This is a genomic window from Devosia sp. LjRoot3 (assembly GCF_964252865.1).
Classification (GTDB): Bacteria; Pseudomonadota; Alphaproteobacteria; order Rhizobiales; family Devosiaceae; genus Devosia.
Genome location: NZ_CAXUPK020000009.1, coordinates 80,073 through 102,434 on the forward strand (window position 1 = coordinate 80,073; position 22,362 = coordinate 102,434).

23 protein-coding genes and 1 pseudogene are annotated in these 22,362 nt (G+C 59.2%); 8 read left to right on the forward strand and 16 right to left on the reverse strand.

Going from position 1 to position 22,362, the window contains the following annotated elements; genetic code table 11:
• Window positions 1-7 precede the first annotated feature (7 nt).
• The 12 genes from ACSQ2A_RS22590 to trbB are packed head-to-tail and all read right to left on the reverse strand — an operon-like array spanning window position 8 to window position 10,298.
• Window positions 8-796 (reverse strand): autoinducer binding domain-containing protein, encoded by a 789-nt coding sequence (locus tag ACSQ2A_RS22590; protein ID WP_436074098.1) that lies wholly within the window; start codon window positions 794-796, stop codon window positions 8-10.
• Window positions 793-2,082 carry an IncP-type conjugal transfer protein TrbI gene (gene trbI, locus ACSQ2A_RS22595; protein WP_436074099.1) on the reverse strand — a complete coding sequence of 430 codons (1,290 nt, stop codon included), beginning with the start codon at window positions 2,080-2,082 and terminating at the stop codon, window positions 793-795. The genes ACSQ2A_RS22590 and trbI overlap by 4 nt, the downstream gene beginning before the upstream one ends.
• Window positions 2,079-2,546: a conjugal transfer protein TrbH gene (gene trbH / locus ACSQ2A_RS22600; protein ID WP_436074100.1), complete on the reverse strand. Its 468-nt coding sequence runs from the start codon at window positions 2,544-2,546 to the stop codon at window positions 2,079-2,081. Before trbH ends, trbI begins: the two co-directional genes overlap by 4 nt.
• A 5-nt stretch (window positions 2,547-2,551) precedes the next feature.
• Complete coding sequence (trbG, locus tag ACSQ2A_RS22605) at window positions 2,552-3,376, reverse strand: P-type conjugative transfer protein TrbG (protein ID WP_436074101.1); 825 nt, start codon at window positions 3,374-3,376, stop codon at window positions 2,552-2,554.
• Between the two features lie 22 nt (window positions 3,377-3,398).
• Entirely contained in the window at window positions 3,399-4,061 is a 663-nt protein-coding gene (locus ACSQ2A_RS22610) for a conjugal transfer protein TrbF (protein WP_436074102.1), read from the reverse strand.
• A gap of 5 nt (window positions 4,062-4,066) precedes the next feature.
• Window positions 4,067-5,242, reverse strand: a complete 1,176-nt coding sequence (trbL, locus tag ACSQ2A_RS22615; RefSeq protein ID WP_436074103.1) for a P-type conjugative transfer protein TrbL — start codon at window positions 5,240-5,242, stop codon at window positions 4,067-4,069.
• Entirely contained in the window at window positions 5,236-5,397 is a 162-nt protein-coding gene (locus tag ACSQ2A_RS22620) for a DUF2749 domain-containing protein (protein ID WP_436074104.1), read from the reverse strand. The genes trbL and ACSQ2A_RS22620 overlap by 7 nt, the downstream gene beginning before the upstream one ends.
• Window positions 5,394-6,194: a P-type conjugative transfer protein TrbJ gene (gene trbJ, locus ACSQ2A_RS22625; protein WP_436074105.1), complete on the reverse strand. Its 801-nt coding sequence runs from the start codon at window positions 6,192-6,194 to the stop codon at window positions 5,394-5,396. Before trbJ ends, ACSQ2A_RS22620 begins: the two co-directional genes overlap by 4 nt.
• A complete protein-coding gene (locus tag ACSQ2A_RS22630) occupies window positions 6,166-8,616 on the reverse strand; it encodes a conjugal transfer protein TrbE (protein ID WP_436074106.1) in 2,451 nt (816 codons plus the stop codon). The genes trbJ and ACSQ2A_RS22630 overlap by 29 nt, the downstream gene beginning before the upstream one ends.
• A 6-nt stretch (window positions 8,617-8,622) precedes the next feature.
• Window positions 8,623-8,922, reverse strand: a complete 300-nt coding sequence (locus tag ACSQ2A_RS22635; RefSeq protein ID WP_436074107.1) for a conjugal transfer protein TrbD — start codon at window positions 8,920-8,922, stop codon at window positions 8,623-8,625.
• The gene (locus tag ACSQ2A_RS22640) at window positions 8,915-9,259 is read right to left on the reverse strand and encodes a TrbC/VirB2 family protein (protein WP_436074122.1); all 345 of its coding nucleotides are present in this window, start codon (window positions 9,257-9,259) and stop codon (window positions 8,915-8,917) included. The genes ACSQ2A_RS22635 and ACSQ2A_RS22640 overlap by 8 nt, the downstream gene beginning before the upstream one ends.
• Before the next feature lie 19 nt (window positions 9,260-9,278).
• The gene (gene trbB, locus ACSQ2A_RS22645) at window positions 9,279-10,298 is read right to left on the reverse strand and encodes a P-type conjugative transfer ATPase TrbB (RefSeq protein WP_436074108.1); all 1,020 of its coding nucleotides are present in this window, start codon (window positions 10,296-10,298) and stop codon (window positions 9,279-9,281) included.
• A gap of 401 nt (window positions 10,299-10,699) precedes the next feature.
• On the opposite strand from trbB, the gene repA reads away from it, so the two are divergent.
• The 5 genes from repA (at window position 10,700) to ACSQ2A_RS22670 (ending at window position 15,514) form a co-directional block, all read left to right on the forward strand.
• Complete coding sequence (gene repA, locus ACSQ2A_RS22650) at window positions 10,700-11,884, forward strand: plasmid partitioning protein RepA (RefSeq protein WP_436074109.1); 1,185 nt, start codon at window positions 10,700-10,702, stop codon at window positions 11,882-11,884.
• A gap of 72 nt (window positions 11,885-11,956) precedes the next feature.
• On the forward strand, window positions 11,957-12,964 hold the full coding sequence (gene repB / locus ACSQ2A_RS22655) for a plasmid partitioning protein RepB (protein WP_436074110.1): 1,008 nt from the start codon (window positions 11,957-11,959) through the stop codon (window positions 12,962-12,964).
• Window positions 12,965-13,119: 155 nt separating this feature from the next.
• Window positions 13,120-14,463 (forward strand): plasmid replication protein RepC, encoded by a 1,344-nt coding sequence (gene repC / locus ACSQ2A_RS22660; protein WP_436074111.1) that lies wholly within the window; start codon window positions 13,120-13,122, stop codon window positions 14,461-14,463.
• A gap of 107 nt (window positions 14,464-14,570) precedes the next feature.
• On the forward strand, window positions 14,571-14,834 hold the full coding sequence (locus ACSQ2A_RS22665) for a hypothetical protein (protein ID WP_436074112.1): 264 nt from the start codon (window positions 14,571-14,573) through the stop codon (window positions 14,832-14,834).
• The gene (locus tag ACSQ2A_RS22670) at window positions 14,834-15,514 is read left to right on the forward strand and encodes a nucleotidyl transferase AbiEii/AbiGii toxin family protein (protein WP_436074113.1); all 681 of its coding nucleotides are present in this window, start codon (window positions 14,834-14,836) and stop codon (window positions 15,512-15,514) included. The genes ACSQ2A_RS22665 and ACSQ2A_RS22670 overlap by 1 nt, the downstream gene beginning before the upstream one ends.
• Window positions 15,515-15,523: 9 nt before the next feature.
• On the opposite strand, the gene ACSQ2A_RS22675 is transcribed toward ACSQ2A_RS22670, so the two are convergent.
• A complete protein-coding gene (locus tag ACSQ2A_RS22675) occupies window positions 15,524-16,708 on the reverse strand; it encodes a tyrosine-type recombinase/integrase (protein ID WP_436074114.1) in 1,185 nt (394 codons plus the stop codon).
• Between the two features lie 124 nt (window positions 16,709-16,832).
• Here ACSQ2A_RS22675 and ACSQ2A_RS22680 point away from each other — a divergent pair, with 124 nt between their 5' ends.
• Together ACSQ2A_RS22680 and scpB are read left to right on the forward strand one after the other, a co-directional pair.
• On the forward strand, window positions 16,833-17,789 hold the full coding sequence (locus tag ACSQ2A_RS22680; protein WP_436074115.1) for a DUF1403 family protein: 957 nt from the start codon (window positions 16,833-16,835) through the stop codon (window positions 17,787-17,789).
• Between the two features lie 11 nt (window positions 17,790-17,800).
• Complete coding sequence (gene scpB / locus ACSQ2A_RS22685; protein WP_436074116.1) at window positions 17,801-18,463, forward strand: SMC-Scp complex subunit ScpB; 663 nt, start codon at window positions 17,801-17,803, stop codon at window positions 18,461-18,463.
• 32 nt (window positions 18,464-18,495) lie between these two features.
• Here scpB and ACSQ2A_RS22690 read toward each other — a convergent pair whose 3' ends face one another.
• Both ACSQ2A_RS22690 and ACSQ2A_RS22695 read right to left on the reverse strand, forming a co-directional pair.
• Complete coding sequence (locus ACSQ2A_RS22690; RefSeq protein WP_436074117.1) at window positions 18,496-19,317, reverse strand: hypothetical protein; 822 nt, start codon at window positions 19,315-19,317, stop codon at window positions 18,496-18,498.
• Window positions 19,318-19,521: 204 nt separating this feature from the next.
• Complete coding sequence (locus tag ACSQ2A_RS22695; protein ID WP_436074118.1) at window positions 19,522-20,604, reverse strand: AlbA family DNA-binding domain-containing protein; 1,083 nt, start codon at window positions 20,602-20,604, stop codon at window positions 19,522-19,524.
• Between the two features lie 135 nt (window positions 20,605-20,739).
• On the opposite strand from ACSQ2A_RS22695, the gene ACSQ2A_RS22700 reads away from it, so the two are divergent.
• Complete coding sequence (locus ACSQ2A_RS22700; RefSeq protein WP_436074119.1) at window positions 20,740-21,555, forward strand: hypothetical protein; 816 nt, start codon at window positions 20,740-20,742, stop codon at window positions 21,553-21,555.
• Here the strand turns inward: ACSQ2A_RS22700 and ACSQ2A_RS22705 are convergent.
• Window positions 21,508-22,289 (reverse strand): annotated as a pseudogene (locus tag ACSQ2A_RS22705) (IS5 family transposase). The gene ACSQ2A_RS22700 and the pseudogene ACSQ2A_RS22705 overlap by 48 nt on opposite strands.
• Between the last annotated feature and the right edge of the window lie 73 nt (window positions 22,290-22,362).

Genomic DNA, 22,362 nt, shown 5'->3' on the forward strand with positions numbered 1-22,362 from the left:
GCGTTCTTTAGATCAGTCCTTTCTTCACAGCGATGATACCAGCTTGCCGATTGTTGTCGGCACCAATCTTGTGCGTGGCCTGGTGGATATAGGACCGTACAGTTCGCTCCGACAGGTTGAGCATTATGGCTATCTCGGGGATCTTCACGCCCTCCATATACCAGCGCAGGCATTCAGCTTCACGCGGCGATAGCCGAATGTCAGTTGCGAGATCTGTGTCGCCGGTCATCTTGTTCAGGCGAGCATGGATCAAGGTCACTGCGACGGCGGCCGTCACCGGATCGACGATTTGGTCGGATTCAAAAACCGTGCTGTCGCCGGCTAGTGTGAACACCATCCGGTTACGAAAGCCAACTGGCACGGAGATTGACAGTCCGGACACAATCCCAAACTGAGCGGCATCGGAGAAGAACTGGGTGAGGACTCGGCGGCCCAACCGTCGCCCCATTCCGGCCGACCAGGTGAATACCGGTGGGCCGTGCTTGGCATTGGTCACAACGGGATCGACGCGCAGGTAGCCTGACTGGACGTAGTGTTTCTGCCATTGGCGCGGATAGTTTGAGACGGCAAAGCTTTCGGGGCCGCTGAGATAGAGATAGGCATAGTAGCGGAACCCCGCTTCATCGGCGAAGTCGGACAGTGCCCGGCGTGTCCCCCGCTCATCGAGCGGAAGGGAAAGTGTGTCGATCAGATGGAGAAGTAGATTATTCAATGGGAAGGTCTTCCGTTCGTTAGAGACGATGTGCGGCAGACAGATGCGGGCCGGCCCTGATTGCGGAAGTATCGCCGGTTTCATTGGAAGGCGCGTGGAAAGATGATGTCCTGGTCGACTAGGACATTGAACTGGTAGCCCGGCCGGATTTCCAGGGTAGGCTGAACATTAAGATTTCGTGATACCGTCTGCTCCGAAACCTGGCCGAATGTCTCCGCAAAAGAGCGACGGGCAGCATCTTGGGCGTTGTTGCCTGATCCCGAGCTGTTGCGATCCTGCGGGATCATCATTTCGGTGCCAGCGCCGATCAGCGCCACCAGGATCGCCGAGCCAAACGTCTCGAAGTAATGGTTGTCGACCTGGTCGGTGAACCCTCCATAGCCGGCAGCATCCGTCCCAGCCATGCCACCAATTTGCAGTGTCGACCCATTGGGAAAGATGACATCGGTCCAGATGACGAGAACCCGGTTCTGGCCAAAGGCGACTTCGGAATCATAGCGGCCAAAGAGCTTAGCGCCTTGCGGGACAAGCAGATGGCGACCGGTGGCGCTGTCATAGACATTTTGGGAGACCTGAGCGGTGATGCGCCCCGGCAGATCGGAATTTATTCCCGTCACCAGCGTGGCTGGAATGACCGAGCCGCGCTTGAGTTCAAAGGCCGACATCTGCGGCACGATAGCGTTTGGCAGATAGCCGAGATCGGCAATGTCCTGATTGAAGAAACGATCTTTCGCCGCCTGGCCGTTAGCGTCCGCGTTCTGGCCACCCGCCTGCATTGTGGCGGCATAGAGGTCCAAGGCGCTCGGCGTGCGCTGCGCCGCACCCGCATTGATGCTGCTCGGTCCCAGACTTGCGCCCATCTCGGTCTCGCTGAGATTGCCCAATTCGACAGCGATTGGAGAATCGAGGGCCGCGCTGTCGGCCTGGAGGCTGGCCATGCGCTGACGATGCAATTCGCGCAGCAATTGTTCCTCCTGTTCCCGCTTCAGCCTAGCGCGCCAGACCTCTTCGGATTCGAGGGTTGTGCGCGTGGCTGGAGGTGCGTTTGCAGTTTCTACCGAAGGAAAGGGATTGACTGCGGCCTCTTTTGGCTCTGGTGGGATCGGTTGAACAATGACGGGTTGGGGTTCGCCGATGATACCGTCGGGAATGCCCTGCTTGAGCTGGTCAGCATCGCTCGATGCCGGCCGGATGGGGCTGGAGTCATTCCTCTGCCCGCCAAACTGCAGGCCGCGCGAGCTCAGGCCATAGACGATCACGGCGAAAAACGCGACGACGAGGCCGATGCCGACCAGGATCGGCACGCGGTTGAGACGCCTGATGCGTGGCCCGGATTTTTTGTCGGGACCAAGCTGCAGGGATTCGATCATGAAGCGCCCTCCCCGCTCCGCGTCATGATCGAGAGCGGGCTGACCGGCTCGGCGCCTGTCGTGGATAATTTATACATGCGGGTCAGATCGACCTTCGTCGTCGAGAACCGCACCAATACGCTGCCCTCTAACTCGTCGACGACATAGGCCAGCGGCAGCATTTCCGTGCCATTCGTTTGCTGGTCAGTGACGATGGCATAACCCCAGCCACGCAGGGACGCTTCGAGAGCCTGGCCGAAAACAGATCCATCCGACGTCAGCGCTATCGTGGTCTGGCCCGGCCCAGCCTGTTCTGCGAGCCGCCCCACCATGTCGCCTGCAATGGCATTGGCGGCTTCCGGAGAGAGAGCTGTGGTGACGGTGCTGGCGACCAGCCCGGTTCCGCCCAAGGTTTGGCAAGCTGCAAGCGTGGCGGATAGGACGGCGATCGCGGCAAGGCGGCCGAAAAGGGAGAGCATGGTCATGGTCCCTACCCTCCCCTTCGGATGGTGATTTTCTGCTGTTTGCTGCCAGCGCCGGATACGAGGATGGCCTGGTCAATGTAGTAGTCGACCACCATCATGGTGCCATTCATCCGGTAATTGACGATGCGGTTTTCGCCGCCCGAGACGACGAACAGCACCGGAGCGTCCCGGCCCGATATCGCCGAGGGGAACTGGATATAGGTCTTCATCCCGTCGCTGTAGATTCGTGTTGGCTTCCATCCGGCATTGCCGGAAGCACTGAAGGCAAAATTGAGCTGGTCGGCCGGGACGCCGGCGCCCGGAACGATACTGGCTTCCATACGCGCATTGATTTCCTCGAAGCGCGCATTGACGTCTTCGGGATAGTCGAAGCCGACCCGCGCCATGTACTGGCTCTGATGGGACTTGAGCTGGATGTGATAGGTCCGGCGCGACGTCGTCACGACCATGGAGGTTTCAAGGCCCGGTTCGGATGGTTTAACGATCAGGTGCATGGTCTGCGCGCCTGCCGCCCCAGAGGTTGCCGGCTCGACCTTCCATCGCACCGTATCGCCGACGAGTACGTCGCGCACGATCTCGCCCGGTTGCAATTCGATATCGCAGACTTGTAACGGCGAGCAGACCATCGATGGCTGGACCTCGCCATAGAGGAAAATTACCTTGCCATCGGGGCCGCGGGTGACGACGCCTTGCGCTTCCTGCCATTGCCCGGAAATCGCAGTGCCGCGCACCTCGTTGCCGCTCAAATCCTGTGCCGAAGTCGGCAGGGCAGTGATTGCGAGCAAAAGTCCGGCACCAAGAAAAGAGCGCCGCATGGAATTGGAAGTCATACGAAAAAGTCCTTTCCGACGCTCATAGCTGCGCCGTCCAGTCGAAGTCGGTGAGATAAAGCCCGATCGGATTGAGGCGGATGACCGCCTCGTCCTGGGGCGGGGTCAGGGTGACAGTGGCCACCCCGCGAAAACGCCTGACCGCAAGCTCCTTGCCCTGTCGGTCGCGCTCATATTCCGTCCAGTCGACTTGGTAGCTCTGGTTCGAGAGCGGCACGATATTGGTGACTTCGATGGCGACAGTCAGCGTGCGTGCGCGGTCAAAGGGCGAATTGCTCCTGAACCAGGCGTTGACCTTCTGGGTGCCGGGATCGCCGCTGCGCAGGTGGGCATAGGTGCGGTCGATATATTGCTTCTGGACTACTGCATCGGGCGTCACCGACCGGAAATTGGCGACGAAGCTTCCAAGGGTCGCTCGGACCACCCGCGGATCGGCATATTCGATCTGCTGCGGAAAGCCGACACTGGCGGCGGTTCCAAGCCGGTCGACCTCCACGATGTAGGGGACAAGTTTGACCTGGCTGCTCTGATAGAGGGCATAGGAAAAACCGATAACTGCCATCGCCATGCCGGTGATGCCGACAATACGCCATGCGGCAGCGGCCTTCACAAATGAGCCGTAGCGTTCGTTCCACTCCTGACGCGCGGCGATATAGGGATTTTCGGGAGGCTTGGTGCCGGCCATAGGATCTACGCTTTCTCGTCGCGATTGGGTTTGCCGCCATTGCGGCCCTGGCTCTGATCGAGCTTGGCATTGGCGAGACCCAGCGTGGATGCACCCCAGGTGCCCGGAACGCCGATAGCCTTGTCGCGAGCGGCGGAACCCACGGCGCCGGCCGGTGCGCCCATGCCTGCAGCCATGCCCTTGAGGGCTGCAGCGCCGAAGGAGGAACCGCCGGCCCGTGCGTCGGAATAGGCCGAGGCCCCTGCCCGCGCCCCGCCCCAGCCGAGCGCTGCGCCGCCGGCCGCAAAACTCGCGGCCTGTCCGCCATGACGGATGGCTTCCATCCCGCCGGTGACGGAAACGCCCTGCACCACGCCTTGAATGATGTTGGGCACGTACATGGATATGATGAAGACGACCACCGAGATGCCGCCGATCGCCAGCGTCGTCATGAACTGGTCGGTTCCTTCCCCACCTCCACTGGCGAGTCCTTGCAAGACGTCCGAGCCAATGCGGGCGATCATCACCAGGGCCATCAGCTTCATGCCCACGGAGAAGGCATAAACGAGATAGCGGACGGCAAAGTCCTTGGTGAAGGATGACCCGCCCAGCCCCAGCATGATCATGCCGGCCAAGAGGCCGACATACATTTCTACCATGACCGCGATGAAGATCGCGGCGACAAGGCTGAAGGAAATGACAACCACGACCATGGCAAAGACCGCTGCAATGGCGAGGGCATTGTCCTCGAAAAGGCCAAACCTTGCCTGTTCAGACATCGACGCCGCCACTTCAAGCCCAGCGTTGAAAACATCCGCCGGCGAGGCCGATCCGCCTTCTGCGCCGATCTGAAACAGGCTGTCGACAACCGCCCGGGCAAAGTTGGGTCCCTGCTCGAGGATGAAGACGAAAAGCCCGATAAAGAGAATGCGTCGGACCAATTCGGCGAACCAGCTGTCGAGCGAAGCGGCAGCCAAAGCCAGCCAGACCGCAGCGATGCCGACTTCGATACCGGCAAGAATCCAGAATAGAGACCGGGCGGCGTTCATGACCGTGGTTTCCCAGCCCTGCGCCGCAGAGATGACCTCGTTCTCGAGCTCGGTAAGTAGCGCGCCGTCTTGGCCGAGCGCCGGTGCAGCGAACGAGACAAGGATGATCGTTGCCGTGCCCGCCAGTCGGCTTGTGTAGCTGTTTGTCACCATCGGGGCCGCATCTCCTGCCCGCCCGTCGTGTCGTAGGTCTTCTCTGTGCTGAAGAAGGCGTCGCGAGCCTGACGTTTGGAGGCGTCCATGAACAGCCAACCCGTGATGCAGCCGGCGACAAGGAGGACGAGCGTGGCAAGAAGGATCGTTCTCACCAGCGCGGCTCCATCTGCTGTCCGCCCGTCGAAGCCGGCGGCGTGTAGCTGAAGAACTCTTCGCGCCGGGTTTGTGCGAGGTCCTTGGCAGCCTGTTCTGACTGATACCAGGTGCCCATCATCGTCACCTGCTGGGAGACCAACCCCCTCAGCTTTTGCGCCTGGGCCACCTGTTGGGCGGCAATGTCGTGCCCGACCTGCAGCGCCTGCATCTGGCCAACGGCGCTTTCCGACATGGTGCGCAACTGCGCCATGGTCGCTTCTTCGGAGGCGAACTGATCGGCAGTCAGCCCCGCTGCGCGCAGCGTCGCGGCTATGGTGTCGCGGTTGGTGTCGGACCAGGACTGGTAGCTGTCCGAAAAGCTCTCGCCGTCGGCGAGCCCCGTCTCGAATTCTGCAAAGCTCTGAAAGCGCTGCTTGAGGACGTCGTCGATGTTGCCCATTGAGAAGGCGATGCCATTGCCCTGCGCTACCAATTGCTGCAGGCGCGACAGATCGGCCTCGACCTGCCCCCAGGCGTGGTCGGGCAGCTGGAGCGTATTCTGCAGCATGTTTTCGTAGATGCGGATCTGGTTCTGGATCTGCTCGGCCAGTTGCCCGATCTGAGTGACCTGGTTCTGGATTTGCTCGGCCGACTGGCCCGTCAGGTTGATCAGCTCGGCATTGTTGAGGATCTGCGTCCACTCGGTGGCATTGCCGGTCAACACGCCAGCTTGGGCCGGCAGCGGTGCGAACGTCCCTAGGAGCGAAACTGCCACGACGGCAATTCTAACGTTTGGCAAGCAGGGTTTCAGCATTCGCCACTCCTCTTTCCGAAAGCCAGGTGATCGGCCAGTCAGCACCGTGCATCTCATGAAGCTGTTGAACCCTTTTGAGATTTTCTTTTGAAGACGCGCCGACGAACGCGAGGGTCAATGGCCCGAGCGCCATGTCAAAGAGGCGTCGGCCCACCGGCGAGGCGACGTAGTATTCTCGCTTCGGCGAGGCAGCGGCGACGATTTCGATTTGCCGCTCGTTGAAGCCAATGCGCTCGTAGAACTCGCGCGTGCCGGGCTCCCGCGCCGCACCATTGGGCAAGCAGATTTTGGTCGGGCAGCTTTCCTTGAGCACGTCGATAATTCCGGAGCGTTCTGCGTCCGAGATGGATTGGGTAGCCAGCACCACAGCGCAATTGGTCTTACGCAGCACCTTGAGCCACTCGCGAATCTTGTCGCGAAAGGTCGGATGGCCGAGCATCAGCCATGCCTCGTCGAGGACGATCAGACTCGGGGCGCCGGTCAGGCGCTTTTCGATCCTGCGGAAGAGATAAAGCAGGACCGGGACCAGATTACGTTCGCCCAGATTCATCAGCTCTTCGATTTCGAAGGTCTGGAACGAGCCCAGTTCCAGTGCGTCTTGCTCGGCATCTAGAAGTTGGCCCATCGGTCCATCGACTGTGTAGTGCAGCAGCGCGTCCTTGATCTCGCGCAGTTGCACGCCGCTGACGAAGTCCGAAAGCGAGCGGCCGGAAGCCGAGACCATCAGCCCGACCTGCCGGGCAATGGCATTGCGATGGTCGGGCGTAACCTTGATGCCCTGCATGGCGATCAGGGTTTCGATCCATTCCACAGCCCAGGCGCGATCCTGGTCGGTCGAGAGCTCGGCCAGCGGGCAGAAAGCGAGAGCCTTGACGCCCTCGCCTGCCCCCACCTCATAGTGATCACCGCCGGCGGCGAGCGTCAGCGGGAGGAGTGATCGACCCTTGTCGAAGGCGAAGATTTGCGCCTTTTCATAGCGCCGGAACTGTGCCGCGATCAGTGCCAATAAGGTCGATTTTCCCGAACCGGTCGGGCCGAAGATCAACGTGTGGCCGACATCATCGACATGCAGGTTCAAGCGAAACGGCGTCGAGCCACTGGCGACCTGCATCAGAGGCGGCGCGTTCGGTGGATAGAATGGGCATGGGGAGGTTGCACTCCCCGACCAGATGGAATTGACCGGGATGAGGTCGGCCAGGTTCGCCGTGTTGATCAGCGGTTCGCGGATATTTGCGTATGAGTTGCCCGGCAGACTGCCGAGATAGGCCTCTGTGGCATTCAGCGTTTCGATCCTCGCGCCGAAACCTTCAGCCTGCACCAGGCGGCGCACGGCTTCAGCCTGTTCGCGCAGCCGCACATCGTCTTTGCCGAACATGATAATGACCGGGGTGTAGTAGCCATATGCGACCAGCTGCGAGCTTGCGTGCGCGATTGCATCTTCTGTCTCGGCCACCATCATCATGGCGTCCTGATCGACAGACCGGCTCTGCGTCTGAAACAGCTGGTCGAAGAACGGCCGTACCTTCTGCTGCCACTTCTTGCGGGTGCGCTCGAGTTTTTGGCGCGCTTCCTGGTCATCAAGGAAGATGAAGCGGGATGACCAGCGATACGTCAGCGGCATCAGATCGAGAGTATTGAGGATGCCGGGCCAGCTTTCGGCCGGGAGGCCGTCGATAGCCACGACCGCGAGATAGCGGCCATCGACTACCGGCGACAGCCCATGATGAAACTCGGCCGTGGCCAGCCAATCGAGATACATCGGAATCTCGGGAAGCCGGACCGGATGGTTTTCGCCGCAGATGCAGAAGCGGATGAACTGGAACAGCTCGTCATATCGCGCATCGCGCCCAGTCTCCGTGTCGGGCACGGTGCGCGTCACCATGCGACGGATCGACAGTACATTACCCAGATATTGCTCGACCTCGCGGATCGCGCTTTGGAAACTGTCGAGGACCGTATCGGCATAGGTCGCCGACCGGCTTTCATCGTCGGAATAGACATAGCGCGTCATGGCCGACTTTCGTGGCTCGGCTGGATGATAGGTCAGGATCAGCGCGTGCTGGCTCTCGAAATGGCCATGCTCCGCCTCAAAATGCCGTCGACGCTCATCGTCGATGGCGCGGGTTACAGCATCCGGGAAGAAGGACTGGTTCGCGGCAGAATAGGCTATGGTAGGCACCCTGACTGCCTCGACCTGGATCATCCAGCCGGTGCCGAGGCGTGCCAGCACGGTGTTTATCTGGCGCGAGACCTCGTTGCGCTCGAGATTGGTCGAACTCTCGGAGTCCGGTCCGGCAAAATACCAACCGGCCATCAACGACCCGTCCTTAAGGAGGATGATGCCGTCGGCAATGAGGCCAGCATACGGGACGAGATCGGCAAACGATGGCCCGGCATGCCGGAACCGCTTGAGCGCAACCATGGTGGGCTAGTACCTCCGCCAAGGCGTGGAGGTCGGCCGGTAGTTCGCCTTGTAACCGACATGGCGAAGATAGACCTGCCGCATCATTGGGTCGGCTTTCGCCATCATGCGCAGTGCGCCGAAGACCGCGATCCAGATGGCGATGCCAAAGAGCGCTGAGAACCAGGTCAGGACCACGAAAATCAGGATGACCGTGGCTAACCCTGTCAGCAGGACCAGTTCGCGATCAGCGCCCATCAGGTGGTTCGGCCGCGAGAGCGCGCGATGGATGCGCGATCGGGCGAGAGGAACGCCAGCTTCAGCCATCGTTCCTCTCCCCTGCCCGGCTCAACTCTGCCTGCTCCGAAATCCCGATCGATGCGCCGGACGCGCCGAAGAGCCCGACAATCTGGGTGGCGCCAAGGAGAATGCCGGCGACGAGCACGACATACATCAGCCGCCGCGCGAAATCGTTGAGTTCGCCACCAAAGATCAGCATGCCCCCGGCGACCGCTACGGCAGCGAGCGCTATGAAGCCGGCGACAGGTCCGGTGATAGACTCCTGGATCTGTTGCAGCGGACCTTCCCATGGCAGGCCGCCCCCTGAACTGGCCATTGCGGGTGTCGCCAAGGCCAGGCACGCAACGACAAGCGCGAGCCCCATGGTCGCGGGTCTGAAGAATTTATGCTGCATGGGAATCCTCGTCGATCTGAGCGCAGTGGACCGTCTGGTACTGAGCCCCGTTGAAACCGTTGACCTTCATCACGTCCCGCACCCGCCTGCCCCGCCCTGTGCGCTTAATCGAGACGACGAGATCGACCGCTTCGCCGATCACGGCATGCATTGGCTGCTGGCTGACCTCGGCAGTAAGCTGCTCAAGCCGACGCAGGGCTGATAGCGCGCTGTTGGAGTGGATAGTGGTGACGCCGCCTGGATGGCCGGTATTCCAGGCCTTGAGTAGGGTGAGCGCTGCGCCGTCCCGGACTTCGCCGACAATGATGCGGTCGGGACGAAGGCGCATCGTGCTCTTAAGCAGTCGTGCCATGTCCACGTTGTCGCTGGTGTGTAGCGCAACGGCATTCTCTGCCGCACACTGTATCTCCGCAGTGTCCTCCAGGATCACCATGCGATCCGTGGATGCGACGTTGACGATCTCGGCGAGCACCGCGTTGGCCAAGGTCGTCTTGCCGGAGCCGGTGCCGCCGCAGATGACTATGTTCATGCGGGCAGAGATCGCATCACGAATGGCTGCAGCCTGGAGCGCTGTCATGATCCCGTCCGCCACGTAGTCGTCGAGGGGGATCAGTCGCGAGGCACGCCGGCGGATGGTGAACGTAGGCGCGACCACGACTGGCGGAAGCAGACCCTCGAAGCGGTGCCCGCCGATCGGCAGTTCTCCCGATATGATCGGGCGTTCGCTGTCGGCTTCTGTCTGCAGTGCGTGGGCGACCGTCCCGATGATGATCTCTGCGGCACCGGCGTCGAGTTGGGCCACAGGCCCTATCCCCTGCCCTAAGCGCTCGACGAAAAGCCTGCCGTCCGGATTGAGCATCACCTCGACCACCGAAGTGTCGTCAAGGGCGTCGCAGATCGCGTCCCCGAGTGCTTCGCGAAGCTTTCTCACAAGACGGTCACGCGACGAGCGTTGTGAAGCGCCCGCCGGCCTCTCGATATCGCTGTGCTGTCCAGGCGTGTTTTCCATCGCTGCGCGCCTCGTGATTGAAACCGCGCGATAAAAACTGAGCCGACCCGATCGGTCACCCCGTCAGAAACGACGGGGTGACGACGTGGAGTGAGTCGGATTTTCTGGCGACAGGAACGCGTCTGCGTCGCGTCCGAGCGCCAGGAGGATAATGAAATCCTGAAGTGAAGTGCCTAACAGAGCCATCAATTTCATGAGGGAGAACCGGCTGGCACCGCCAAGTGCAGTGAGCGTCACGCTGGACTTATCCGGTAGGTAACCTTTGAAAGGCCGCCTAAAAGAATCTCGTTAGAGGTTTGTTAACCTAAAATTCCTTGTCAGAACTCCGGAATCGGACATACTGGCGCTAAGTTGGCGCAAATGTGTAAGTTGGCGCTATTTTCTCCAGCCTTGGACTTTAGATGCTTTCCCTGCCATCGTTTCAGTTTGATGACAAGATATTGGCCCAAGGTGCCGAGATTTCGCGCAAGCTGGACCAGTTGCGCATGGAAAAATTTCCGCCTAACGCCCAGAAGACGCTTCGACTATTCGGGATGGCTGAGGTGGCTCACTACCTTGGCGTCAGCCCGAATAACCTCAAACGTCTGCACCTCGAAGGTAAAGGGCCGGTTCCCCAGATCGCCGGTGGCGGCAGGCGCTTCTACACCGCTGAGCAGATGATAGAGCTTCGGCATTACCTGGACAAGAATGGTCGATCGGACGCGAAGAATTATGTTCCACGGCGGAAGTCAGGAGACAAACTCCAAGTAGTCGCTGTCGTCAATTTCAAGGGCGGATCGGGCAAGACAACGACAACCACCCACCTTGCCCAACACTTGGCTTTGACCGGCCATCGTGTGCTGGCGCTCGATCTCGACCCTCAAGCGTCGCTTTCAGCCTTGCATGGGTTCCAGCCGGAGTTAGACAAGAATGCGTCGCTCTACGACGCAATCCGCTACGACGAACCCAAGCCTCTGGCCGAGATCATCCGGCCAACTAATTTCCCGCTCCTTGACATCGTCCCCGCAAATCTCGAGTTGCAGGAATACGAGTACGAGACACCGCTCGCGATGCAGAGCTCGGCGGAAGGCAAGCGGTTCTTCACACGCCTAGGAAAAGCGCTCGAAAGTGTCGACGACCAGTATGATGTAGTCGTTATCGACTGCCCTCCGCAGCTTGGCTACCTTACCTTGACGGCGATGAGTGCCGCGACCTCTGTCCTGATCACTGTACATCCGCAGATGCTAGATCTCATGTCCATGAGTCAGTTCCTGCTGATGCTCGGCAACATCGCTAGGACAATTAAGAAGGCGGGCGCTGACTTTCATCTAGACTGGCTGCGGTACCTCATTACTCGGTATGAGCCGATGGATGTCCCCCAGGCCCAGATGCTTGGTTTTATGCAGTCCATGCTGGCCGAGGACATCCTCAAGAACCCAATGCTCAAGTCTACCGCAATCTCAGACGCTGGCCTAACCAAACAATCTCTTTACGAAGTCGAGCGCGCAAACTTTAACAGGGACACCTACGACCGGGCGATTGAAAGCTTGGACGCAGTCAATTTTGAGGTTCAGGGTCTGATCCACCAGGCGTGGGGGCGTCAATGAAGTTGACGGCCGTAAAAACCTTCAAAAAGCGTATTGGAAACAAGCTTGTAGGTAGTTTGGAGGGTGGGGGCGATGGCGCGTAAGAACCCGTTCGCAAATGTACTCAGTACCTCAGAGCCTACAGTCGATACGCGTGCTCTGGACTATGCAACCAAGGGCGCGACGCGCTCGCTGTTGAACTCGATCGATGAGATGGCCTCGCAGGCAGACCAGTTGCTCGCTGGCGAGACGATCATCGAAATCGACCCTAATCTGATTGACGATTCTTTTGCCAAGGATCGCGTTGCCTTGGATGGTGACGATTACGCCGAAGAATTCCAGCGGGTGTTGGACGCAGTGCGCGAGCGGGGGCAAGACACCCCGGTGCTCGTTCGCCCTCATCCGGGTCTGTCGGGTCGCTATATGCTCGTCTTTGGGCACCTTCGCCGACGGGCAGCTGCCCAACTCGGGCGGAAGGTTCGCGCTGTCATCAAGGAGATGACCGACCGCGATCACGTCATTGCGCAGGGTCAGGAAAACAATAGCCGCGCCAATACGTCTTTCATCGAGAAAGCAATCTTTGCTGCCGAAATCGTTAGCCGCAAGTTCGATGACGATAATTCGACGGTGATGGCCGCTCTTGGCGCCGACAAATCAACGCTGTCCAAAATGCTCGCAGTCGCTAGCCTGCCAGCGCCATTGCTTAAAAGCATCGGCCGAGCCAGGCGTGTAGGGCGCGACCGCTGGTACGAGATTAAGCTGCTGCTGGAGAAACCGGGCAATTTAGACCGGGCGGTGTCATTCACGGCCCTGCCGTCGACTGCAGAATTGGGCAGCGATGAAAGGTTCGATGCACTCGTCGTCCACCTGAAGTCCTCAAGCAAGACAAGTAAACCGCGATCTGCCGGGACAAAGGCGAGCTGGTCTCCGGCTGACGGTCTGCTTGCTGGCGAAGCAACCGGGGACGGCAAGAAGTTTACCTTAGCCCTCAAGGCAAAGGGCGCCGACGCGAGAGCGTTCGGCGACTATCTTACGGAGCATCTTGATCGATTTTACGAGGAGTTCCGCCAGCGCAACGATCGACAACAAAACGGAGAGTGACAGGCAAAGAAAAAGGCCCCCAGAAGCGAATTCCAGAAGCCCTCTCGTAGTGTGGTAACGCGAGAGTCGCACTTCCCCGAATCACAGTCAAGCCTTTCGAGGCATGCTCCGCTTCTGCGGCCGGATTTCTTTTGCCCTTAACAAGGTGAAAGACAATGCAAACGCATACAGCAACGACGCCCTTTGGGCGGCGGTCGATGTCGCTTGGCATGATTGCCAGTCAGGTCACGGCCGAGAAAGTTCTACCGGAAGCTACGGTGCACAAGTGGCACGTCTTCCGCGATATCAAAGAGGCCAGGATGTCGCTCGGCGCCAGCGATCGGGCATTGGCCATTCTGGATGCCCTTCTGTCATTTCATCCGGAAACGGCCTTTTACGGCGATAGCGCCCTCGTGGTGTGGCCATCCAATGAGCAGTTGATCATCAGGGCTAACGGCATGTCGCCGGCGACGCTGCGACGCCATCTGGCCAATCTCGTGGACTGCGGCATCATCATCCGTCGCGATAGCCCAAACGGCAAGCGCTATGCCCGCAAGGGGCAGGGGGGTGAGCTCGAGCATGCCTTTGGCTTTGACCTCTCGCCGCTCGTCGCCCGTGCGGCAGAGTTCAAGGCTATGGCTGAGGGGTTAAAAGCGGAGAGGCGTGCCCTCAAGCTCGTTAAGGAGCGCTTAACCATCTGCCGGCGGGATATCGTCAAGATGATCGAGACCGGCATCGAGGAAGGTGTCCCAGGCAATTGGGGCCAGGTTCACCAAGTCTATCAGGGCATCATCGGACGCCTCCCCAGAACGGCACCTAGGTTGATCCTTGAGGCGATCGCCAGCGAGCTAGACGATCTGTGGCGCGATATCCGGGACGTGTTGGAATCATTCGTAAATTCAATGAATTTGAACGCCAATGAGTCTCAAAGTGAGCGCCACATACAGAATTCAAACGCTGAATCCAAGTTAGAATCTGAAAGCGGCTTCGGAGGTAAGCAGGAAGCGAGCGGCAGCGCCGGCGAACCCGACAATGTGCGGAGCTTGCCGAAGCGCGAGTTGCCACTGGGTATCGTGCTGGACGCCTGCCCGAACATGCTGTGGCTGGTGAAAGGCGGAAGCGGAATCCGAAACTGGCGCGAATTCCTGGCAGCGGCTGAAACAGCCCGGCCGGTTCTGGGGGTCAGCCCGAGCGCCTGGGAAGACTCCAAGGTCGCCATGGGCGAACAGCAGGCGGCGATCACGCTGGCAGCGATTTACCAGAAGTCCGATCAGATCAAATCCCCGGGCGGCTATCTCCGAAACCTGGCCGATCGCGCCAAGGAAGGCAAATTCTCGACCTGGCCAATGATCATGGCCCTCCTGCGGGCAAAACTCGACGTCGCGAAAGCCTCCGGCGGCAATGCGGACAACGCTAAGGCGGAGTTCGATGCTGCTCAGCGACTCGACAGAACCGGCAAGCGCCTGGAGATCAGCGATGCCCTGCGCAAAAGCATCGACAATTGGGACGAGGAAACCTAAATGAAGCAACGCGGATCATGGTTCTTGCGGCACGCCTGCGATAGGGGAGGGGCCCTGAATCTCTGGAACTTGTGCCCTTTCCTACAATTCCCTATATTAGGCGCACTATGAGCAAGCATCTGGTTTCAGTGTTGACGACCGTGAACGCACCTTACAGCACCCAGTTGAACGGTGCGGAGCTTGCTTTTTGCCTTTCGGACGTTGAATTCGCAAAGCAGTTCTCGGGTCAGGTCAGTTCCTTTCTGGGCGAAGTTCCTCTCGAACAGCAGACCGACTTCGCCATGGATTTTGGCATCGCGCTTGCTGATCTGAAGGTATTTGCGTCCAGCTTTGCGGCGTGGTCCGGCGAGACTTATAAGCTCGCCGCCTGATGGTCGCGTCGCATAATAGCCGGCCGTCGGATTGGCCGCGACTGTTTGCTATTGCCTGCGATCTTCTCGATCAGGTCCAGCAAAATTCTGGGGGCTATCAATTCGGGTGGTCATTCGGCGGCGGCACCGCGATGATGATCCAGATTGGCCATCGTGAGAGCCATGACATCGACATCTTTATTGATGAAGCGCAGATCCTGGGGTTTCTCGACCCTGCAAAAGCCAATCTGAACTTCACGACCAAGCCGGCTGAGTACGTGGGCGACGGTGCTCGCTTTCAGAAGTTCGCTTTTGCCGATCTGGGAGAAATCGACTTTATCGTCTCCGGCCACCTGACCGCCAACCCGTTCGTGACACAGGCAGTCGAGGGCAGGGAGGTCCAGTTAGAGACCATCCCAGAAATCATCGCCAAGAAGATCTATTACCGAGGTAATGAGGCGAAAGCCCGCGATATTTTCGATATAGCCGCAGCGGCACAAGGCCACCGAGAAGAGATCATCGAGGCACTTAAAGAGTTTCCTGACCAAGTAGAGGCAACTTTGGTGCGCCTCGACAAGCTCAATCCTGAGTTCGTTGCGTCGACCATCCGGCAATTGATGATCCTCCCGGACTTTCTCCCGTTGGCCGGTCAAAGCCACCACATTGCGAAGGACCTCTTGGTCGAAGTGATGCGGGGGTAGGGCAGGAGGCTAAAGGCCAGCCGCCTTGGTCAGGTTTACGCGGAATCGGTCCCTGCGACGCTGATACCGTCGCGTCATCTCTGCCGATGCGTGACCCAGCTGCTTCTGGACGTAGCGCTCGTCGACCTCAGCCGAACTGGCAAGGCCCGCCCTTAGCGAATGCCCGGCAAACTTCAGCGCGCGTTCCAGCTCCGGCAGGTCACCCCGGATTCCCGCAGCCATTGCAGCTTTTTTCACCAGGCGTGCCACCTCCTGGTCAAGTAGGCGCTCCGGCCCGACGTTCTTGCCAGCGCCGGTCACGCGGCGAAACAGCGGGCCGTTGGCGATCCGCCCCAGCTTGAGCCAGGTCTCAAGGGCCGCGACGGGGCAGGTGGCGTCTGAGGAGCCGCGGCCGATCTCGACCTCGCGCCAGCCATTCTTGCCCCGAAGCGTCAGGAGCATGCCGCGCTCCAAGACCTCCACCCAGCCACGGCCGTCCTCGGTTTGCTCGCGGCCGACGTCGAGTCCAACCACTTCCGATCGCCGCAGGCCGCCGGCAAAGCCGATAAGTAGCATGGCGCGATCCCGCAGGCCGCGCAGTGTGCCGCGGTCCAGTGTTTCGAGCATGGCGATCACGTCCTCAGGCAGAACCGCTTCCTTCTGCATCGGCGGCCGCCCATGGGTATTGCGGATACCGTCGAGGACGGTCACGATATGCCGGTCTGAGCGATCCAGTTTCTCGCCGGCTTGACGATAGTGCCAGGACAGGGCCGACAAACGGCGTTCGATGCTCGATACGGCCGCGGGCTTGCGATCACGGGTAGCCACGCCAGAGGCGCAGGCTGTGATGTAGAGCCCCACGATTTGCGGGTCGGGATGGCTGTTGTCGAGCCCCTGGCGTCGGCACCAGCTCGAGAAGTGTTTCCAGTCACTCTCATAGGCCCGACGGGTGTTGGGCGAGCTCGCGGCTTCGACATATCCGCGGGCTCGATCGGCGAGCTCTTCGAGATGTATCGGCACGGAAAGGCTTCGATCCGGGGCAGGGGAGGGCGCTTGTGCAGCTGGTTTGTCTTTGCCCTCGGCCGGTGAATTTTCGCCGGTTTTGACACTACCCGAAATCTCAGGCGAAAACCCCACGGGTGCCGGCGTGTTCTGTGGTCGAGCAGAGCCCTGCTGAGGGTCGTTTTCCGCGTTCGCGTCGAGTTTTCGGGCCATGCTCTCTATAATGAGCATTATGAACGATAATGCAAGATTATCAATCGTTATTATCTGTCGACAAGCGGAGCGCTTATAGGGAAATATAATGGTGACAAGCGCCGCTACCTGTTAGCTTGTCCGCATGAAATCGCCTGCTGATTTGCTTCCTTCCGATCCTCCACCGGTGCCGAAAGTGCCGATGTGGGCGCGGCCACGAGGTGTCGTATTGCACGATGTCGATGCGGCTTACTCCGCTGGGGCGGCCTTGAATTCGTTGGATAATCTCGTGCGGCAGGACTTTTCTTGGGCCGGTGTTTGGCGCCAGAGACTGGCCCTGCAGAGCGCGGCGGCAGCAGTGCGTTTGAGCGGCCGGCGCGAAGACGAAACAACTTTGCGCGATACCCATTATTTGCGCGGAGTCGGTGACGACCCTGGCCCCGCGGGGCACCTGCTGATGGCGTGGCGCCGTCTGGCCAGCCGCACGACCGGTTGCGACGCAGAAATGGTGCGCCGGGTGGCCGAACAGCATTTTGCTCTGCATTGGGATGACGCCCTCGCCGAAGTGGTGGCCAATGCCGAGGACATGGTGGGGTCGGCGCGGCCCGCACCGGTACTGGCGGCCGAGATCGCCGCCGCCGTCTATCGGGCGCGACCCGATGCTGAACTGCTGGGGTTCTGGCTTGCCGACATGCTGCTCGCCCAAAAGTTCAGATGGCCCGTTTCGGTGCCGTTGCTGATGGGGCAGGTGGCCTCATCGGTCTTCAAATCCGGCGAGAACCGTAAGCGCATCCGGCCGGGAGGCGAAGGCTGGGGCAGGGCGGTGTTTTTAGCCTATGCGGCCGCTGCGGCGGAGGCCTGCGATCGCGGGCTAGAACTGGCGCAACGAGCCGAAAGACTGACGGGGGTGGCGCCAAAGTTGCGTGCCAAAGGTTCTGGCGACGTCATCAAACTGCTGCTGTCCGATGATGCCGTTCCGGGCTCCTGGTCGAGCCCAAAACTGTCGGCGCGCGGGGCACGGCGGCTGTTTGATCGGCTGGGTGAGCTGGACGCTGTGCGCGAGCTCAGCGGCCGGCCGACGTTCCGGCTCTACGGTTTGTGAGGGCCAAGGAGATGGCCAGGCGCAAACGGACAGCCGCGGAACCGCCGATCTTCGATACCGAGCTGGCCGACATGCCGGCAGACCTGCGCTGGCGCGAATGGATGAACCGCATCGAGGCGGTGCTGTTCGCGGCACCAAAACCGGTGGAGCGGGAGGCCCTGGCGCGGGTGATCGGTCGCGACGCCAGCATTGACCTCCTTATCGATGACATCCGCGAAGCGCTGCGCGGCAAACCCTATGACGTGGTCAGCATCGCTGGGGGCTGGGCGTTCCGCACCCGAACGGCCTATGCCGATGCGATTGCCACGTCTGCGGCCGTGCCTGAACGTGCGGTCGATCTGACCCAGAACGAGGCCATGGTGCTAGTGTCGATTGCCTATCATCAACCGGTGACGCGGGCAGGTGTGTCGGAAGTCCTGGGTCGTGAAGTGTCGCGCGATGTCATTGGGGCACTGCGGGACAAGAACATGATCACCGCCGGACCGCGCAGCCCGACGGCGGGGGCGCCGTTCACCTATGTGACGACCAAGGGATTTTTGGAGCATTTCGGGCTGGATACTCTTCGCGAGCTTCCAGAAATTGAGGCGCTCCAAGATGCCGGCCTCCTTTCCAACGACCTAGGGGCGCCCGAGGCCTTTCCAGTTGGCAGCGACCGATTGCCGGACGATATGTAGAACTTAACGCTCGCAGCGGTGCAGCGCCAAAGCTAGACCTGCGCCCGAAGCAATCGGTTATACTGTGACAACATTCCGGATCGCCGCATCTCTTCATGCCGCTGGCGGTCCTGCGCTTTGGCACCATTCGGACGAATCTCACAATCGAGATCATCAACGGCACGTTTTGACATATTGAAGGTAACGTTCACCCCTTCAAAACCACTCTCGTTGACGTAGGTTTTGTAACGAAATCCCGCGTGCATTGCGGCAGCAATGAGAACCCCATTCTGCACGTAAGTTGGTCCAAGTGGGGAGCTTGCGGGGTAGGTGCACACGTAATTTTCGGCAATGTGTTTGAGTTTGTAGCTGCCAGTACCGGAACGAATGGTCGCTGTGGCAGGGATGCGTTGCAACAGCGCGAACGAAAGCAGAAACGGTATTGTGGTTCCGTCTGTCACGAGTTCAGCTCGGGCATTCAAAAATCGCCTTTGCCTTTCTTGGTAGCTCTCCCAGCTACCGTCGGATTTCAGCTGCAACTCGCCAACTCCGATACCCCACGCAGTTAAACGATCGTCACGCCTCCTTACCTGGTGAAGCGCCGCAAGAGCGGCGGCTCGAAATAAAGCGTTGGGGGAAGGCTGAAAGGCATGGGCAGAAAGGTATGCCTCAAATGACTGACAGTCAGTGGTCGCTCTGACCTCTGCAGGCCCGGCAGACACGCGTCGCATAGTGGCATAGGTCCTAAAGCCTAGGCCGCGTGCCAAGGCTTCGCAACGATGCGACGATTTCACGTCGGGCATCGCTCGAAGGAGATACCCCTTCATCAATTCAACGGCATCCGGGGTGACAAGTATTCCTAGGGCAAATGACATTGCATCCTCACAGTGTGGGCAATGCTGTTCGCCGATTACGCAGCAGCCCATGTGGGGTGCGGTGCTAAACGAGGTTTTCGAATTCAAGCGTTTGACCCGGCGACAGGTCACAGGTGCTTCCGCCCAAATCAAAACGTAGCAATTTTCATGCCTACGCTGCAACCACTTGCCGAGTCTGCTCCCCACCTAGATAGATGATTTCTATTACCCGCGGCCATACACGCAAGCGCCACGGACCTTGTCGTAGAACCGGTCGATCAGGCCTTGGTCGTCGACACGCTCCACTCGGATTGGGCGCCCTGAACTGACGGTGCTTGCATTTGGGAAAGCCCATTCCAGTTTCGAATTGCGCCGGAGATTTCTCACGGAGAACTGAATCCCGAACGCCCCTCGTATGTCCGAGTCGTCCAAAATCAGTTGGATGTCGCGCAAATGACGAGCAAACTCACCGTGAAATTCACGGATTGTCAGCCGTCCTTCCCCGTCGGTGACAACGAATGGGTGCGAAACGTAAGAATGAATGAGCCAGTTATCGTCGATAAAGAAGCGCGATATCGACCGTCCCTCTTGGAATGTTGCGTCCCGAACTTCCAGACCATTTTCACATCCACGGAAAATCCCTTGGATTTCGCCATGATAGTGGCGCATCGCTTTTAGGACGCCTCGTCCGGGGTCAAAAGGCGGGTGATTTCGTTCGTAGTGTTCTTGTGGCACTATTGCGATATGGAGGGTGGCACCATTGGTCTGCATCATGTCGCGCTCCTCGACAGCCTTGTTCTCGCGCTCCATCAGATGCTGGGTATCCGTTTCGAGCTTCTCGATGGGGGTGAAAAGCGCATGCACCTGGTCGCGAGGAATCGGCGTATTTTGCGCGCCAGTTCGGATGTAAAACCCGCCAGAAATTCTGTTCTGATAGGGTCGCAGTCGGTGTTCTGGCAGATGAAGATCGATGAGAAAGCCGCCAGTATCCAGATCAAGAAATTGCAGGCGAACACCCAAAGGTGTGGGTTCGATATTGTCTTGGATGATCGAGGTGATGCGGCGTTGAGTTGCATCACGATCACCGACCATGGGCTCGAAGCGCTCGAAAGCCCCTTTCTTTTCGCAGACACCGACGATGAGATGCCCCGGTCCGGCGTTTAGGAACGCGACCACATCATCAATAAAGTTCGATTTGCCCCGTGCTTCGTCGAGGTTTAGGCGCGCCTTAAACTCGCATTGCTGGCTCTCCACGAGAAGACCGGATTTGATTTCATCGATGGTTGGCGCATCAGACTCGACATGCATATTCAATTCTCGTCTAGACTGTCGAACAATTCCTGGTAGCAGGATTTCACTGCAGCTGCTTTAGAGCAATGCTGGCTTGAGAAATTCTCCCAAAGGCAACAGTATTTTGCGTGCCTTGGACGAGCGGAGGAATTGTTGAACATCGCCGATATAGATCTCGACGTATTCCTCGACGACGTGCTTTCACTAGGCCAATCGCCCAGGGCGCCGGCAACGATCTCTCCATGGAATGAGGGGAAGTTGCGAAATTTCCTCGAGAACCAATGCGGGCTGAAGAAATATCCATCAACTGACCGGCCGGAGGGGCGTTTTATCGTCCATCATGATGAGGCCTTCCCGATCCTGGAAGCGCTTTCCCAAAACGGGGCGGTTCCGTTGACCGTAACCCATATTGACGCGCACTCAGACTTGGGGACCGGGTTTGGAGATTTGTCGTGGATCGATATCGGCAAGCGACTACTCGGCGTTGAGTGGAGAGATCGGGTCAACGCCGTCCCGCGAAATGGCATGGAGCAGATTTCGCCGGCGAACTACCTCTCGTTCGCGTTGGCTTGCAGATGGATCGCGTCCCTTACCTACGTGCATCACCCAAGCAGAGGCGATGACTTAATGCCGTTCTTTTTTCGCGATTTTGACCCGGCAAGCGACACAATGGAATTGCGATTTGTCCCGCGCGCCGACGAGGCATACATGAGAGAAGATCTGCGCTCGCTGCCGCATACCCTTGAGCCACCCATAGCCTTTCAACTGGTTTCAACAGATGATTATCAAGCCGCTAAACCTTTCGACTACGTGATCCTCTGCCAATCCCCCGGCTACACCCCCGTCGAAGCGGATTTGCTAATCCCAATCTTTGGAGACTATGTCGACTTCGATCTCTCCAACTCCCAAAGCTCCATCTACCTAGGTCCTGTTGACAAAGTATGGCATCCATATCCTGGCTGCGGCTAAGGCCAGGAAGGCGGCGAAGGATTTTGCGGTCTTTTCGAAGCGCGTGGCGATGCGGCGGAACTGCTTGAGCCTGTTGAACATGCGCTCGATGCGGTTGCGGTCCTTGTAGGCCCGGAAGTCACATGGGGGCGGGTTCTTGCGGTTGGCCTTGGGTGGGATCACCGGAACGATGCCGCTCAACAGCAAATCCTCGCGCACGGCGTCGCCATCGTAGCCTTTGTCGGCCAGGAGCAATCGTGGCTTGCCCACCGGCATGGCCATCAAGGCAGGAACGGCTGCATAGTCGGATGCTTCCCCGCCCGTCAGGACAAAGCCAAGAGGGCGTCCTTGACCGTCTGTGCGGGCGTGGATTTTGCACGTAAAGCCGCCGCGTGATCGACCAAAAGCCTCCTTATGAGTCCCCCTTTAGCGCCCGCTGCCTGCGAATGGCCGCGCACCGTGGTGCTGTCGATCATGTGTTGCCAGTCATCGGTGAGCCCGAGTTCGACCAGGGTTTCGAGCAGGGCGTCCCAGACCCCTTGCTCGGCCCAGCGGCGAAACCGGACATAGACCGAGTTCCACTTGCCATAGCGCTCATGCATGTCGCGCCAAGGGCAACCAACCCGCAGAAAGTGGAGCATCCCATTTAGATATCGGCGATTGTCTTGCGCAGGCCGGGACTTGCGACCTCGCTCAGCTGGCAAAAGCTCGCCAATGAGCCGCCACTCTGCGTCCGACAAATCCCCACGTGCCAAAACCGCCTCCTAAAAAGCAGTCTTGAATCACGGCTAAACCGATTTGAGAATCCACTTTGTCAACAGGCCCTAG

Bases quoted from the DNA above. Each gene is read 5' to 3' on its own strand.
- trbG (WP_436074101.1), bottom strand. From the start codon at position 3,376: ATGACTTCCAATTCCATGCGGCGCTCTTTTCTTGGTGCCGGACTTTTG.
- trbJ (WP_436074105.1), bottom strand. From the start codon at position 6,194: ATGCTGAAACCCTGCTTGCCAAACGTTAGAATTGCCGTCGTGGCAGTT.
- ACSQ2A_RS22640 (WP_436074122.1), bottom strand. From the start codon at position 9,259: ATGGGGCTCGCGCTTGTCGTTGCGTGCCTGGCCTTGGCGACACCCGCA.
- ACSQ2A_RS22630 (WP_436074106.1), bottom strand. From the start codon at position 8,616: ATGGTTGCGCTCAAGCGGTTCCGGCATGCCGGGCCATCGTTTGCCGAT.
- scpB (WP_436074116.1), top strand. From the start codon at position 17,801: ATGGCCAGGCGCAAACGGACAGCCGCGGAACCGCCGATCTTCGATACC.
- trbB (WP_436074108.1), bottom strand. From the start codon at position 10,298: ATGGAAAACACGCCTGGACAGCACAGCGATATCGAGAGGCCGGCGGGC.
- ACSQ2A_RS22675 (WP_436074114.1), bottom strand. From the start codon at position 16,708: ATGGCCCGAAAACTCGACGCGAACGCGGAAAACGACCCTCAGCAGGGC.
- ACSQ2A_RS22690 (WP_436074117.1), bottom strand. From the start codon at position 19,317: ATGTCATTTGCCCTAGGAATACTTGTCACCCCGGATGCCGTTGAATTG.
- ACSQ2A_RS22670 (WP_436074113.1), top strand. From the start codon at position 14,834: ATGGTCGCGTCGCATAATAGCCGGCCGTCGGATTGGCCGCGACTGTTT.
- repB (WP_436074110.1), top strand. From the start codon at position 11,957: ATGGCGCGTAAGAACCCGTTCGCAAATGTACTCAGTACCTCAGAGCCT.
- ACSQ2A_RS22680 (WP_436074115.1), top strand. From the start codon at position 16,833: ATGAAATCGCCTGCTGATTTGCTTCCTTCCGATCCTCCACCGGTGCCG.
- trbL (WP_436074103.1), bottom strand. From the start codon at position 5,242: ATGGTGACAAACAGCTACACAAGCCGACTGGCGGGCACGGCAACGATC.
- trbI (WP_436074099.1), bottom strand. From the start codon at position 2,082: ATGATCGAATCCCTGCAGCTTGGTCCCGACAAAAAATCCGGGCCACGC.
- ACSQ2A_RS22635 (WP_436074107.1), bottom strand. From the start codon at position 8,922: ATGGCTGAAGCTGGCGTTCCTCTCGCCCGATCGCGCATCCATCGCGCG.
- ACSQ2A_RS22695 (WP_436074118.1), bottom strand. From the start codon at position 20,604: ATGCATGTCGAGTCTGATGCGCCAACCATCGATGAAATCAAATCCGGT.
- ACSQ2A_RS22590 (WP_436074098.1), bottom strand. From the start codon at position 796: ATGAAACCGGCGATACTTCCGCAATCAGGGCCGGCCCGCATCTGTCTG.
- ACSQ2A_RS22610 (WP_436074102.1), bottom strand. From the start codon at position 4,061: ATGGCCGGCACCAAGCCTCCCGAAAATCCCTATATCGCCGCGCGTCAG.
- ACSQ2A_RS22665 (WP_436074112.1), top strand. From the start codon at position 14,571: ATGAGCAAGCATCTGGTTTCAGTGTTGACGACCGTGAACGCACCTTAC.
- repC (WP_436074111.1), top strand. From the start codon at position 13,120: ATGCAAACGCATACAGCAACGACGCCCTTTGGGCGGCGGTCGATGTCG.
- repA (WP_436074109.1), top strand. From the start codon at position 10,700: ATGCTTTCCCTGCCATCGTTTCAGTTTGATGACAAGATATTGGCCCAA.
- trbH (WP_436074100.1), bottom strand. From the start codon at position 2,546: ATGACCATGCTCTCCCTTTTCGGCCGCCTTGCCGCGATCGCCGTCCTA.